Origin of the sequence: Halobacteriovorax sp. DPLXC-1, from assembly GCF_036903125.1 — a bacterium.
Lineage (GTDB): Bacteria > Bdellovibrionota > Bacteriovoracia > Bacteriovoracales > Bacteriovoracaceae > Halobacteriovorax_A > Halobacteriovorax_A vibrionivorans.
The window spans coordinates 132,154-146,398 of sequence record NZ_JAYMCO010000003.1 but is presented as its reverse complement, the minus strand read 5'-3'; the positions used below and the strand labels follow the sequence as shown (position 1 = coordinate 146,398).

At 35.9% G+C, this 14,245-nt stretch carries 13 protein-coding genes and 1 tRNA gene; 6 read left to right on the top strand and 8 right to left on the bottom strand.

Annotated elements, in window-relative coordinates:
• Positions 1-16 precede the first annotated feature (16 nt).
• On the top strand, positions 17-1,474 hold the full coding sequence (locus tag VCM44_RS10610) for a leucyl aminopeptidase family protein (RefSeq protein ID WP_334678771.1): 1,458 nt from the start codon (positions 17-19) through the stop codon (positions 1,472-1,474).
• Positions 1,475-1,523: 49 nt separating this feature from the next.
• Here VCM44_RS10610 and VCM44_RS10605 read toward each other — a convergent pair whose 3' ends face one another.
• The 4 genes from VCM44_RS10605 to VCM44_RS10590 all read right to left on the bottom strand — a co-directional run bounded on the left by VCM44_RS10605 (position 1,524) and on the right by VCM44_RS10590 (position 5,987).
• Positions 1,524-3,713, bottom strand: coding sequence for a RelA/SpoT family protein (locus VCM44_RS10605; RefSeq protein WP_115362023.1), 2,190 nt, complete (start codon positions 3,711-3,713; stop codon positions 1,524-1,526).
• Positions 3,714-4,277, bottom strand: coding sequence for a guanylate kinase (gene gmk / locus VCM44_RS10600; protein WP_158536872.1), 564 nt, complete (start codon positions 4,275-4,277; stop codon positions 3,714-3,716).
• Between the two features lie 4 nt (positions 4,278-4,281).
• Positions 4,282-5,163, bottom strand: coding sequence for a YicC/YloC family endoribonuclease (locus tag VCM44_RS10595; RefSeq protein WP_115362027.1), 882 nt, complete (start codon positions 5,161-5,163; stop codon positions 4,282-4,284).
• A gap of 140 nt (positions 5,164-5,303) precedes the next feature.
• The gene (locus VCM44_RS10590) at positions 5,304-5,987 is read right to left on the bottom strand and encodes a hypothetical protein (RefSeq protein ID WP_334678770.1); all 684 of its coding nucleotides are present in this window, start codon (positions 5,985-5,987) and stop codon (positions 5,304-5,306) included.
• A gap of 186 nt (positions 5,988-6,173) precedes the next feature.
• Between VCM44_RS10590 and VCM44_RS10585 the strand changes: the two genes are divergently transcribed.
• Positions 6,174-7,043, top strand: coding sequence for a flagellar basal body-associated FliL family protein (locus VCM44_RS10585; protein WP_334678769.1), 870 nt, complete (start codon positions 6,174-6,176; stop codon positions 7,041-7,043).
• Here the strand turns inward: VCM44_RS10585 and VCM44_RS10580 are convergent.
• On the bottom strand, positions 7,032-8,306 hold the full coding sequence (locus tag VCM44_RS10580; RefSeq protein WP_334678768.1) for a sigma-54-dependent transcriptional regulator: 1,275 nt from the start codon (positions 8,304-8,306) through the stop codon (positions 7,032-7,034). The genes VCM44_RS10585 and VCM44_RS10580 overlap by 12 nt on opposite strands.
• Before the next feature lie 53 nt (positions 8,307-8,359).
• Between VCM44_RS10580 and yihA the strand changes: the two genes are divergently transcribed.
• Entirely contained in the window at positions 8,360-9,037 is a 678-nt protein-coding gene (gene yihA, locus VCM44_RS10575; RefSeq protein ID WP_334678767.1) for a ribosome biogenesis GTP-binding protein YihA/YsxC, read from the top strand.
• Positions 9,038-9,043: 6 nt separating this feature from the next.
• Here the strand turns inward: yihA and VCM44_RS10570 are convergent, their stop codons facing one another.
• The gene (locus VCM44_RS10570) at positions 9,044-9,334 is read right to left on the bottom strand and encodes a hypothetical protein (RefSeq protein ID WP_115362037.1); all 291 of its coding nucleotides are present in this window, start codon (positions 9,332-9,334) and stop codon (positions 9,044-9,046) included.
• A 76-nt stretch (positions 9,335-9,410) separates the two neighbouring features.
• On the opposite strand from VCM44_RS10570, the gene VCM44_RS10565 reads away from it, so the two are divergent.
• Together VCM44_RS10565 and VCM44_RS10560 are read left to right on the top strand one after the other, a co-directional pair.
• Positions 9,411-10,325, top strand: a complete 915-nt coding sequence (locus VCM44_RS10565; protein ID WP_115362039.1) for a lysophospholipid acyltransferase family protein — start codon at positions 9,411-9,413, stop codon at positions 10,323-10,325.
• Positions 10,325-11,275, top strand: a complete 951-nt coding sequence (locus tag VCM44_RS10560) for an NAD-dependent epimerase/dehydratase family protein (protein ID WP_334678766.1) — start codon at positions 10,325-10,327, stop codon at positions 11,273-11,275. The genes VCM44_RS10565 and VCM44_RS10560 overlap by 1 nt, the downstream gene beginning before the upstream one ends.
• 18 nt (positions 11,276-11,293) lie before the next feature.
• Here the strand turns inward: VCM44_RS10560 and VCM44_RS10555 are convergent, their stop codons facing one another.
• The gene (locus VCM44_RS10555; RefSeq protein WP_334678765.1) at positions 11,294-13,201 is read right to left on the bottom strand and encodes an alkyl sulfatase dimerization domain-containing protein; all 1,908 of its coding nucleotides are present in this window, start codon (positions 13,199-13,201) and stop codon (positions 11,294-11,296) included.
• Between the two features lie 214 nt (positions 13,202-13,415).
• On the opposite strand from VCM44_RS10555, the gene VCM44_RS10550 reads away from it, so the two are divergent.
• Positions 13,416-13,501: transfer RNA gene (locus VCM44_RS10550), tRNA-Leu, on the top strand.
• A 42-nt stretch (positions 13,502-13,543) separates the two neighbouring features.
• On the opposite strand, the gene VCM44_RS10545 is transcribed toward VCM44_RS10550, so the two are convergent.
• Positions 13,544-14,194 (bottom strand): hypothetical protein, encoded by a 651-nt coding sequence (locus VCM44_RS10545; RefSeq protein ID WP_115362045.1) that lies wholly within the window; start codon positions 14,192-14,194, stop codon positions 13,544-13,546.
• Positions 14,195-14,245 lie beyond the last annotated feature (51 nt).

The window sequence follows — 14,245 nt, the reverse complement described above, 5'->3', positions numbered from 1 at the left end:
TACAAAGGGAGGAATAATGAATATCGTTCCATCAATTATGGCAACTAAGAAAAGTGCCGCAAAAAACCTACGTTCAACAGTAACAAAAGTTTATCTTCTAACTACTGAAGCTCTTAAAGACAGTAAAATTACTCATTCAGAAAGTATTCCAGAATGGATTATTGAGAGAATTGGAGATGAGAAAGAAGTTAGTATCCTTGGTAGTGAAGGACCAATTATCTTTAAGGTTATCGATACTCAAAGCCAAGAAGATCAACACTATAACCTCATTGCTGACAGCAATTACTCTATTGCCAGAGAGGCCCTAGGCTCTCTTGTTGGAAGCATTAAGAAAGAGCGCTCTAAGAAAGTTGAAATCAATTTCTTTGGACTAGATGAAGAAATGGTAACTGGTGCAATCGTTGGTTTAGAACTTGCACTATATCGTTACAACGAAGAGTTAAGTCATGGTTCAATTACATTCCTAGATGATGGGAAAAAAGTTAAAAAATCAATTGCTGATAAAGCACTGGCCATTGCTCAGTCAATTAATACAGCAAGACACCTAGTTAACCTTCCAGCAAATTTACTTAACCCAGTAACTTATACAAATGCTGTAAAGAAACACTTTGCAAAGTCTTCAACAATGAAAGTCGTTGTCTACGATGAAAAGAAGTTAGAAAAAGAAAAGTGCGGTCTAATCCTAAGTGTTGGACAAGCTGCTGCAAATCCTCCAAGAATTGTTCATTTAAAATATAGGCCAGCAGGAGCAAAGGGAAAACCTACTGCAATCGTTGGAAAAGGTATCACTTTTGATAGTGGTGGACTTAATGTTAAAAGTGGCGCCGGTATGGGTGTTATGAAAAAAGACATGGGTGGATCAGCAACAGTTATGGGCTTTGCTACATGGCTTGAGAATTCAGGAGTTAAAAAGAAAGTTGATATCTATCTAGCTCTTGCAGAAAATGCAATTAATGAACACGCTTCACGTCCAGGAGATATCTACACTTCTCGTAATGGACTTAAAGTTGAAATTGGAAACACTGATGCAGAGGGAAGACTAGCTCTTGCAGATGCAATGGATATTGCAATCACTCAAAAAGAAAAACCTGAAGTACTTATCGACTTCGCAACTCTTACAGGTGCAGCAAAAGTTTCAATGGGTGATTTTGTTACAAGCATGTTTGCAAATGATGATGAACTCGCTGATAAGCTTTTAAGAGCATCACAAGCAAATGGTGATCTTTCATGGCGTATGCCTCTTTACCGTCCATATTATAAAGGATTCAAATCGAATTTTGCAGATATGAATAATATGTCTAAGGTTAAAGGTGGCTCAATTGGTGCTGCTCTTTTCTTAGAAAAGTTCATTGGTGATACAAAGTGGGCACACTTTGATATCTTCGGTTGGACATCAGGATTTAGGCCATCACTTGTTCAACAAGGTGGATCTGGTCAAGGTGTTGAAACGCTAATTGGTTACTTTAAAAATTAGGTATAAAAAAAAAGCAGGCTTATGGCCTGCTTTTTTTATCTTAAAAGGGCTATCCCCTTGTAACAGAAATTACGGCATCTAGTGCCTCAAGACCCGAGATGGTCTTTAAAAGTTCAGAATAATCTTTTACTTCAATTTCAAAAACTAAACTTCCCTTTCTATCTTGCGTTGACCTTGCAACAGCAGAGCGAATATTAACCCCTAAGTTACCAAGCTCTTTTGAGATCATCGAAAGAATACCTGGGCGATCATGTGTTAGAACTCTGATATTTACAGGATGCTTAAAGCTGAAATTCTCATTCCATTCTACAGCTATTTGTCTTCCAACATCACCAACATCATAACGTGTACAATCTGAGCGGTGAATTGTAATCCCTCGTCCTCTAGTGATATAACCAATAATTGGATCACCTGGAATTGGATTACAACAACGGGCCATTCTAACCATTAAATCATCAAGGCCATCAACGATAACCGCATTATCTTTATGGGCACGTCTCTTTGCCGTTTTAGAAATTGTCGTAGAAAGAGTATCAATCTCTTTCTTCTTTGTTTCGTCTTTATCGTGATCATCTTTTAGGCCAGGAATACATTCAATAACCTTATCAACGTGAAGCTTACCTGCTCCAACGTTATTGTAGATTTCACTAAAAGTTTTTATATTAGAAAGCTTCTCTTTTGCATTATCTAATTCATTTCTTTTAAGAACCGCTTTTAAGCTTGTTCCTAGAACTTTAAATGCTTTATCTAAAGTTTCTTTACCAACTTCAATATTTCTTTCACGTTCAGCTTTTAAAAGATAAGATTTGATCTTGGCCTTAGCCTTTGATGATCTTACAATATTAAGCCAGTCTTTATTTGGTGTTTGAGTCTTAGAAGTTAGAATCTCAATTGTATCCCCAGACCTTAGAGAATATTTTAGTGGAACCATTCTTCCGTTTACTTTTGCACCAACACAGCGATTTCCGATATCAGTGTGTACACGATAAGCAAAATCTAGTGGTGTCGCATTATCCTGTAGCTCGAAAACATCACCATTTGGAGTAAAGACAAAGACTCCACCGACATCTAAGTCGTTTTTAACATGTGACATGAATTCAGAACTATTGTCTGTATCTTTATTATACTCAAGAAGTTCTTGTACCCAATCAAGTTTAGTTTTACCTGATGAGACACCCTCTTTGTACTTCCAGTGGGCCGCAATCCCTCGTTCAGCAACTTCGTGCATTTCCTGGGTACGAATTTGAATTTCAATTCTCTCTGCCTTAGGCCCGACAACTGTCGTGTGAAGAGATTGATAATTGTTAACTTTTGGAATAGCGATATAATCTTTAAAACGACCAGGAATTGGAGTAAAGGCCGAGTGAATAATCCCAAGGGCCTTATAACATTCAGTGATATTATTTACGATAATTCTAAAAGCAAGGATATCGTGGATTTGTTCAAAATCGACACCACGAGAAACCATCTTCTTATAAATTGAATAAAAGTGCTTTGAGCGTCCTGTAATATCGGCCCTTACAGAATACTCAAATAGCTTTTCTGTAACAACACCTATCGTTTCACCAATATAATTTTCACGTTCAGACTTCTTCATCGCAACTTTTTCAGCTAAGCGATAATATACATCTGGATGTAAATAGCGAAGACAGATATCTTCAAGTTCAATCTTAACTGAGTTAATACCGAGTCTTGAAGCTAATGGAACATAAATATCCAGAGTTTCTTCAGCTATTCTTTTTTGCTTTTCTTCACGCACATATTGAAGTGTTTTCATATTGTGCATTCTATCTGCAAGCTTAACAATAATGACCCTTAAGTCCTGGGCCATTGCTACAACCATCTTACGAAAGTTTTCTGCTTGAGATTGTTCCTTTGACTTAAATTTCATTTTTGAAATCTTTGTCAGGCCAACAACAATTTGTGCAATCTCTGTCGTAAACTCTTTTTCAATCTCTTCTGGTGTTACATTACAATCCTCTACAACATCGTGTAAAAGACCTGCAATGATAGTATCCAAATCCATGTGTAACTTAACTAAAGTCGCTGCTACATTTAATGGGTGAATAATATACTTTTCACCAGAGCTTCGCATTTGCCCTTCATGTGATTTTTCAGCAAAGAGATACGCTTTTCTCAATAGAGTAAAGTTCGCATCGGGATAATAGGCTTCGACACGTCGACAAAGTTCATCAATATTTAATTCACGCTCGTGAGTGAAATCAAGTTGCTGGTACATTTATCTAAGGATTCCTTCAAAAATATCTTTTAAGTCTAAATATGCTTTTTCTAATTCGTCATTTACGACAAGATAGTCATAGTCATCTTTACGAAGTAATTCTCTCTTCGCATTTTCAAGACGAATATTAAGACTCTCCTCTGTCTCAGTCCCTCTACCTCTTAGCCTATTTTCTAAAGCTTCAACGCTAGGAGGAGCAATAAAGATTACTCTTGCGCGATCTCCAAAGTATTCCTTAAAAGAATCAGTTCCTTGAATATCAAGATCAAAAAGTAAGTTGTGACCTTTTGAAATCTCATCTTCAACAAACTTCTTTGAAGTACCATAATAATTCCCGTGAACCTTGGCCCATTCTAGAAATTCATCATTTTCTTTACGATCAAGAAACTCTTGTTCTGAGATGAAATTATAATGCTGTCCATTGATTTCACCTTCTCGTGCTTTACGAGTTGTAAACGACACAGATTCAAGTAAATCAAGAAACTCCGCTTTAATTCTCTTTATAAGCGTCGATTTACCTGAGCCCGATGGAGCAACAATTACGATTATCTTTCCTTTATTCATCATATTACTCGAGGTTTAATCCTTGTTCACGAATCTTCTCAAGTTGAACCTTCATTTGAACAACGGCTTCAGAGATCTCTTGTATCGTTGACTTTGAGCCAGTTGTATTTGTTTCTCGGTTCAACTCTTGAACTAAGAAGTCCAGTTGACGTCCAACTTCTCCACCTTTAGATAGAATATCATTTAACTTCGTCAGGTGGGCATTAATTCGGTTAATTTCTTCGTGAATATCCATTTTCTCAAGATAAAAGATTACTTCCTGCATAAAGCGAGGCTCATCTGTAGGCATCGAAGTTTTGTATTCTTCAAACTTCTTTTCTAATCTTTCTTTTACTGTATCTTGAAATTCTTGAGATTTATCTGTGACTACCTTAAAAAAGCTTTCATATGCTTGTTGGTGCTTTTCAATTACACTCAGCATCTTCTGGCCTTCGCTTCGACGTGACTCTTTTAAATTTTCAATCGCCAAATCTAGCGCCTCTAAGGCATAGCTCGACATTTTTTCAATAGAAGACTCATCCACTTCTTTCATGAATTCATTTCTTAAGAAATCTGTCGGTTTGATATCAAGTTGAACATCATTAGCATCGGCCAAAATTTTCATGGAACTAACAAATGCGTTCACTTTTTCTTTATCGATATCATCAAAACGTGATTTAGTTTCAAGCTTCTTGTAATTGACATTAATATCAAAACTTCCTCGCTTAAAGTTTTTAGCGATGCGATTTCTCATTTCTAATTCAGTGCTATTAAAAAGTGAGGACATCTTAAATCTAATGTCTTTAAAACGGTGATTAACAGTCTTAATCTCAACAGTTAATTGAAGTTTGTCATCTCCAGCTTCGCCTTTACCAAAACCAGTCATTGAATGTATTTCTTTGGCCATTTCCTCTCCCAATGAATGACTTTTTTAACCTAATTAAAAGACCTTATCAACAACAAGCTTTATAATAATATTCAATATTTACTAGCTTATTTATAACGCAGTCCATATCAAATCTATTGCTGCTGAATTGGCCCCTTAGATTACTCTAAAGTCCATCCATCAACCTTGCCTTTACTAAAGAAGACATATTTACTGTCCCCATTCTCATAGAAAGTCCAACGCTCGTTGCCAAGTCTAGGATTACCGGCCGTATCAACTCGGTGTGGATTTCCCCATCTCTGTATAACGGCTTTCTTATCCATTCCGATCTCGATTTCACGATGTGCCTGTGCTCTTGGTGAATAATGAAAAACTGAAGCTAAATTACGACTTTTTGCGCTCGTCTTTCTATTATGTCTAAAACTTCTTTGATTGCGGTAAGCATATAGATTCTCATCATATTTCTTTTGTTCATATCGCCCTAAACTTAAATAATAGAGCTTTTGTGAATCATTTTCAAAGTAGCGCTCTTTACGATAAAACTCTTCGCGATCAGCTGGCCTTAGGCTATTAAGCTTACCTTGTAGCTCACGCTTAAGCCTTCGATCCTGGGTCCACTCTGGATAATCTTCTTCACTTGCGGGAGTTCTCTCCATCATCTCTTCACGAGTATAGCGTTCATAACTTGGATCGCCCCCAACTGTATCAAAGGCCTTTCCTGGGCTAAAAAGTGCAAATCCATCATCTTCTTCTGTTCCCATCTCATTTAAGAAACGACGGTCCATAGAAATTGGCCCACACGAAACGATTGCTATTAATGAAAGTAGTGTTAATGCTTTAAGCATAATTTCTCCTTACTTATCTCCCCCATCTTCTGCACTTTACGGTGAAAATAGGTGAAATTCTTAAAATTTGCCCACATTTAGCTCAATTTCAGCAAAATCTACCTAGCTAAATGTTTTACTCAGGAATACTTAGGAAATCTCATTTCCTACCGATAAGAGTTAGAGAGAATAATGGGGATTTTCCATATGATGGACAAATGGGTCAAACTTGAAAATTTAATCAATGGGCTTTTAATTAAGCTTGTTAACTTCTTTAAGAAGTTAACGCCCAATAGTTTCAAAAATACATATCTTGGAATTAAGAACTCTATTAGTAAATTCTTTACAACCTTTGCAAAGATCCCTCTTTTCTTTAAAGAAAATGGAAAACGTTGGTTTATGGCAAAGCTTGCCATCATTATCAGTTTTCTAATGGCCAAGAAAGAGTCTGCGGCGAAACTAGTAGCATCTCTAAAAGGCTTTAAGTTAACGGGAGAGCTTCCTCTCCTAATGTATAAAAGTACACAGCAATTTGTATCAAAGAATATTGTCGCAAAAGTTGCTGCACTATCTCCAGCAAAAGCAGTAGGTCTTACTTGTACCCTTACAGTCTTTTCACTTGGAGGAATTTCTGTTTATCAAAATGTAAAAGAAATTGCTGATAAAACATCCCCAAAGCAAGTTAGAAAAATTGCAAGTGTATCTAAAGAAGACAAAGAAAGATGGGGAAGAACAAGATTTCGCAATATTCAAAAACAACGAATCTTTCTAAGAAATGTTTATATTCCAATTTATATCAAGAATAGAAATGGAATGAAGAACTTACAAATTGATGTTTCACTTAAAACAAATAATCGCTACACCGCTCGTTACTTCTACAAGCCAGAAAACGAGATCATGATACGCGATCGATTAAACTCTTCTCTCCAGGCCGTCGTACCTAACTTTCCTCTCGAACCAGAGGGAAAGAAGATTATTAAGGAAAAAATTCGCAGAGAAGTTAATCATCTCATAGAAGACTTAAAGATCGAAGGCCGTGTCGATGAAGTATTCATTCACTCAATTTTAAATGGCTAGAACAGAACGAACGGTCTGATCTGATACCTTCAATAACTTTGATGTCGCCTTCACATTTTGATGACAACGATTGTAAACCTTTAAAAAATACTGATATTTAAGTTCTCGATAACTCGGAAGATTTTCTTCGATATCTGAAACGAGATTACTTTTACAAGTAAGCTTCAATAGTGCTTCATCAATTTCACAATATGTTAGTAAACTTCCCTTTGATTTAATTTTCTTCTTTTTTATATGAGCATTGATTTGTCTTATATTACCTGGCCATTCATATCCATGATAAAAACTTTTCAATTTAGGATGAATTGTAATTCCAAATTTCATCTCATATGAATCTAGAATATCTTGTAGCCTGTCTTTATTCTTACGAAGAGGCTTTAAGAAAATAGTTTCCTCAGAACTGATTCGATAATAGAAGTCTCTGCGCATCTCTCCCTTATTCACTAAGTTTAATAAATCTTGACCAGAAGAAACAATAAGACGAGTTTTCACATATTGTGGTTGATTCTCTCCAACAGGATAATAGAGCCCATCATCGAGAAAGAGTAGCAATTTAGTTTGCAGCTCTTTTGATATCGAATCAATCTCATCTAAAAAAAGAGTTCCTCCATTAGCACGTTTTAATGCTCCATCCTTATCATTTACTGCTCCTGTAAAAGATCCTTTTCGATGACCAAATAATTCTGATTCAAGAGTTCCTTTTCCAAAGGCACTTAGATTTAAATGAACAAACTCCCCTTTAACTTGGCTTTCTTCATGTAGTTTTTTGGCAAGAAATGATTTTCCTGTTCCCGTTTCACCTTCAATTAAAACATTCAGACTGGGATGGATTGAGTTAATTAATTCTGAATGAGAGCGATCATAGGAATCGCAATTTATTGGAGCCTTAATCTTAAGTTTGTTGCGGCCAATAATAACTTCATCTCCAATTCTTAGATATGCATGAGAAGTATAAACACCATTGACCTTTATAAGATTTCCCCCCTTTTGATTACATGAAATACTGTAAATATCCCCAATATTTGTTGGAATTAAACTAATGCGAAATTTAACTTCAAGACCTTCACCAGGATTTATTAATTTAGGTAAAGTGATACTTGTGGCCGAAATAATCAGATCCTGACCACTTAAAACCAGATCATACCTTGTTCTCTTGAGCTCAATACGCCTCTTTCGTCCAAAAAGTGGTGTAATTTCTATATGATGGCCGAAATGGCAAAATGTATCTTTTACAAGCTTATCTAACTTTGGTACTTCTATCATGATATAACTCCTTGGAAATTAAGCACACTATAAATAATTGGAAGATAAAAGATATGGAATATAAAGTTGCCAGAGGTACTACAAAATTCAGATACGGAATGACTGATTCAAATCAATTAGTTGAATGGTTAAATGAAGAAAAACCAATTGGAGTAAGCTTTATTGGGCGCTCTAATGCAGGAAAGTCTTCAACTATCAATTCTCTTTTTGGAAAGAATACAGCAGTTACTTCAAAAACTCCTGGTCGAACTCGACAAGTAAATATCTTTTCGTTTCAACTTGAAAAGGAAGGAAAACCTGTTGAGGACTTACCTCCATTTTACCTCTTTGACCTTCCTGGATATGGACATGCAAAAGTTTCTAAAGACATGAGTGCACAGTGGGCCCACCTAATGGATGAGTTCTTTAGAAATTGTGGTGATCAGAATCTAATGCTTAATCTGCAAGATGCTAGACACCCAAATCAAAAAGCAGACCTCGTCTTTAGAGATTACCTTGCTCCTTTTGGGCATGAAGCATTTCTACTATTTAACAAATTAGATAAGTTAAAAACTCAAAAAGAAAGAGCGGCGCTTAATAAATTAAAGCCAGAGATCTTTAAGCAACATAAATGGGTTTCACAAATACACTTTATTTCGGCATTAAAAGGCAAAGGTCTTCCTCAACTAGAAGATGCCATTGTAAATTATCTACTCTTACAAAATGAGCTTAATAAGCAAGCTTCAATGTAAGAAAGATTATTTCTTAGATTTAATTTTTGAGACATCTTTTTCCATAAGATCGAGCTGATTTTCGTACTCTTCAATTTCTTTTAAGAGTTCATTAACTCTTGGATTTTCCCACTCTAATATTCCACTACGAAGATGTTTAGCGGCAAGCTGGCCAAGTTCTTGATACTTCTCATTGAGAGCTGCATTAGTATGAGAAGCAGTAAGCATTTTCTTACCAATAACTGTAGCTTTTGACAGTTCCTGAGAGCAGTCATCAACTATTCTCTTAATCTTGGTTTTCCATTCCTCTTTTTGCATAATTCACTCTTTCAGATAGAATAAAGTAAGGGTTTCCCCAATAATTGTTATAGCAACATCTTACAAAAAGTTGAGTATGATTTCATTAGATTTTTTCACTAAAAAATTCATTAGTTTTGAACAAGTTCTTGAAAAAAAGCTCTCAGCTTACTTAGAGATGCTTACCAGTAAAGAAAAAGAACAAGTTGAGAAATCTTATCAAGCACTTCTTGAAAAATACGGTGAAAATGAAGATCCTTGGGGACTAAATATCCCAAAGGCCAGAAAGAGTATCGAAATACTCTACGCCATATATCAGCATTATTTTAAAGTACGCTTCTTTGGTAAAGAAAATATTAAAGACGAACATTATATGGTTATCTCAAACCACTCAGGACAAATCGCTATTGATGGCCTACTAATAGGCTGTGCCTTTGCTTTTGAAGTTGATAAACCAAGAGTATTAAGGCCAATGGTTGAGAGGTTTTTTACAGCACTTCCCTTTATAAATAAGTGGTCTGCTGAGTGCGGAGCAGTCTTAGGTGACCGCGACAATTGCCTAAATCTTTTAAAACGAAAGGAATCTCTACTCATCTTCCCAGAAGGTGTTCGTGGAGTATCAAAGAGTACCAGTGACTTTTACAAACTTCAGGACTTTACAACAGGGTTTTATCGTATGGCCCTTAAAAGCGGAGTTAAAATACTTCCCGTTGCAGTTGTTGGAGCTGAAGAAGTTTTCCCTTATGTATATCAAGCCAAAGGGATTGCCCAAGCACTTAATCTTCCCGCATTACCCATAAGTGCCAATTACTTTCCTCTACCTTCTCCTATCGATATTCATGTCGGTAAACCAATAGAGCTTCCAACTGATATTAATTCAGAAAGTGAAGACCATTTGATCACACCACATATAAGAGAGATTGAAAGAACAATTCAAGAGATGATTAATGAGGGAAGAGAAAAAAGAAGACCTTGGATCTTCTCAAAAGATCAAAAAAAGGATGCAAATTAATGAACAAGCAACCTTCAATTCTTATCATTGGTGCCGCTGGTGGACTTGCCAATATTCTATGTGGAATACTGTCAAAACGCAGAAGTGAATGTCGTGTCATAGGGATCGATACAAGGGCCTTAAAAAATGATATCGACTTTGAGAACTTCTCTTTTGAAAGAATGAGATATACTCGAAGAAATTTTGAGAAGCTTTTTAGAGAAAATAAATTCGATGCCATCTATCAACTTGGACGTCTCACCCCTCCAGGCGGAACAATTGAACAACGCCTAAGTTTTAGTCTCGTCAATACAAATAAGGTTTTAGAATTAGCACAGAAAAATAAAGTAAAGAAATATATCCTATTAAGCTCATACCATGTTTATGGAGCACTTGCAGATAATCCAGTTTTTATTAATGAAGACTTCCCTCTTAGAGCAAGTATCAAACACTCAGAATTAAGAGATGTTACTGAAGTTGATGCTCTATGTACGAACTGGATGTGGAAAAATCAAGATTCTATTGAGACTGTTGTGCTAAGGCCATGTAATATTATTGGGCCTCAAATTGATAATACAATCACAAAGTACCTAACATCACATATGACACCTGTTCCAATTGACTTTAATCCGATTCTTCAATTCATTCACGAATATGATATGGCCAATATATTGTTTGAAACATTAGATAAAGTTCCAACAGGTGTATATAATGTTGCTCCAGACCAAACAATCTCCTTACAAGAAGCAAAGAAAATCATCGGTACAAAGAATATCCCATTTCCTATATTCACTGTAGGAGTGGTTTCTAAAGTATTTAAAAAGCTATGGACATTTCCAGGGTACTTTTTAGACTTTCTTATGTATTCATGTGTTATTGATAATTCTAAGATTCAAAAATATATTTCAAAAGATATTTTCAAATACGATACGAAAAAGACTTTATCGCTATTAAGAAAGCCCCTCCCTTAAAAGGAAGGGCGATAAAATCTAGTCTTCTTGCTCACTCGCAATTGAGCGCTCAACGAGCTGCTTAAGTGCTGGATCATTTTGCCAATCATAAATCATATCAAATTTAGAAAAAGCAGAGATCGCTTTTTCATTAGAACCTTCTGTCACAGAAACGAGATCTTGCTGAATTAAGTTCTCAACATTATCGAGATTATTATAGATACTCACCCATACTTCAGGCTTCATTCTTAATTCGACAGTTTTCTCCTTTTCGATTCTCTTTTGATCATCAACAAAGTCAACAACTGCATTTCTAATATTTAGTCCATATTTCATACCGTTGCCAAAATCCAGAGAAATAAACTCTCTAGTTCCTACTGACTGCTCTGGATTAATTCTAATCCTAAAGTAGTTCACAAAGTCACCAACATTATTAACAACTTGAGTCTTATCTGCTGGTGCATTCTTAATTATTGCAGTTTTACCTTCAGCTTCTCTTGCTTGGCTAAGGGCCCAGCTTCGAGCTGTCGTCGCAAGACTTCTATATCCAATTTCATTAAGACAATTTGCCTTAATCTTACGATTATCCTTACTGTCATTAACATCCACTAGATATCGTGCTAACTGACAAGACCACTGGTAATCACCATCACGATAAGCCTTATCTGCAAGATACTTAACACGTGCTTCCCCACCCATAGACATTACCATACGGTTAGCTTCATCTTTTGGGTGAAGCTTAAACAGAGTTGTCGCATCACGATTAAATTGCCCAAAGATTGCTGTAAAAATACGAGGGGCCATTGTCGAAATTGGGCCATAGTTTTGAATCAATGTCGCTTCTTCTGAAAGATATTCAGGAAGTTTTACAAAATAGCGAAGTTCGTCAGGCCCCATACCAAGTGCAATCCCCTTGAGAGTTTGATCAAGAACATAAGACAGGCCATCTTGATAATTTTGTAATCTTTGTGCAACTTTCTCTGCTCCAACAACACTTGTCGAATGTGTACTCATAAGAACTTCAGGTTTTAATTTTTTGATTAACTCAACTGACTGTTTCCATCCTAATGGATTTCGATAACGTCCACCACGCAGACTATAAATATTTGGGTACCAGCCCCACATGACATTATTTAAAACTGCCTTCTTAGATGGGATATGTACGAGAACTTGATTATTAGTGTCAGTTCCAACTCCTTCTGTATAAAAGACCATCTGAATTCCAGCCACTGTTAATTTTTGACCATCTTTAACGGGAGTATTTACAGGTACAAATCCAGAGGCTCCTGGAATAATGGTATTTTTAAATCTGGCATCAGGACCTGAGTCTGGAAGATAGAGATTAAATTGTTCAACTGATCTTGCCATAAGAACACCTCCAACCTCTGGATGAAGAGTTGAAACTCCTCCAGTTGTTAGCATTTCTTTATTTGTATCCGGATGGCCGATGATTCGAATCCTTGAATTTCCACGCTTCTTTTCTTCATCAACAATATACTTAGTACCAAGTGCATAATGTTCATGAGAATAGATGATGGCCTTAACAGGATAATTTGTGACCTTTCTCATTTCACTATAGAACTGTTTTGCGTCATGGGCATTATCTCCAGTATCATAGATAATGACTCCCCCCTTGCCTACAATGAAATGCGAGTTTACAATACTCTCACTTCCAATAGTGTAAAGACCGTTTCCTAAGTTAACTGTTGTCAACTTATCATAAGAACCTCTCTTCTCACTTTCTGATGGAAGATTTAAATAATCTTTTGTCTCTTGAGTGACTTTTGCTCCATTTTCAAGTGATACAAGTTTATCTTCTTTAGCATTCATCATTGGGTTTTTAAAATACTGCTTGGTTTCAGTGAATGCCGTCGACATGACACTTGTGCCTCGTCCAACAAAGAATGAGATTAGGCATAAAAATACAATTGCAAATCCTAGTTTCATAACTTTTCCTTTTTTATAGTTACGTAAACTTTTTCGGAACTGCATTCACATGCAATAAGTTAAGAAAGGTAAATTATTAAATGAAGGATTTTTATTTTAAGAAGATATTATTAAAACCCAACCACGACACATGGCACAAACAAAGACTAGTAATATTAATAATTGACTGATATTTCATATATGAATAGACTTATAACTCACGTATCTTCTCTATGCCTTGGTGGTGGAATGGTAGACACGACGGATTCAAAATCCGTTGCTAGCAATAGCGTGCGAGTTCAAGTCTCGCCCGAGGCACCATAAAAAAAGACTAGCTTATGCTAGTCTTTTTTATTCTTATAATTAATTTGGCCAAACAAAGTATTTTAAAAGAGTTCTCTCTAAATTATCAAGATTAACTTCTGTGGATACTAGAAGCCTTCCATCTTTTTCAATAATATGCTCGCCAGACATTGTCACAGGAGAGATTCCAACTTCTAAGTTTGTAACATCCATGACAAATCCACTTTCTTTAATCTTTGCAATTACTGCTAAAACAAGATCCTTTCCGAGGTGAAACTCCTCTGTATTAGAGCTATTATGTAGGAAAAATAAAATTCCATCCTCTGTAACAGTATCAAACCTAAAGTAGTCAAGAAGTACTCTTTCTAAAGTGTCCTCATCAATTGTAATTGAAACAAATAGCTTTCCATCCTTTAATACACTTAATCCTTCAGGCATCTTAACTGGTGTTATACCAATATCTAAAGTTGGTTGAATTGGTGTAAAGCCTTCATCAATGATTCCCTTAAGAACAGAGTTAACAAGTTCTCGTCCTCTTAAAAACTCTTTTACATTTGCTCCGTTATGAGCTGAATAATGTATCTTTAATGATTTAACTGAGTCAGTCAGTGCGTATTCAACAGTATTTAAAATATCAGATGTTTGAGCACTAGCGCCTTGTGCAAATAGTAAATTTAATAAAAATAGTGTTGTTGTAAGAACTCTTTTCATTTCCCCTCCATACAAGTTAATTAAAAAATTAGATGTACTTGTAGCAATAGA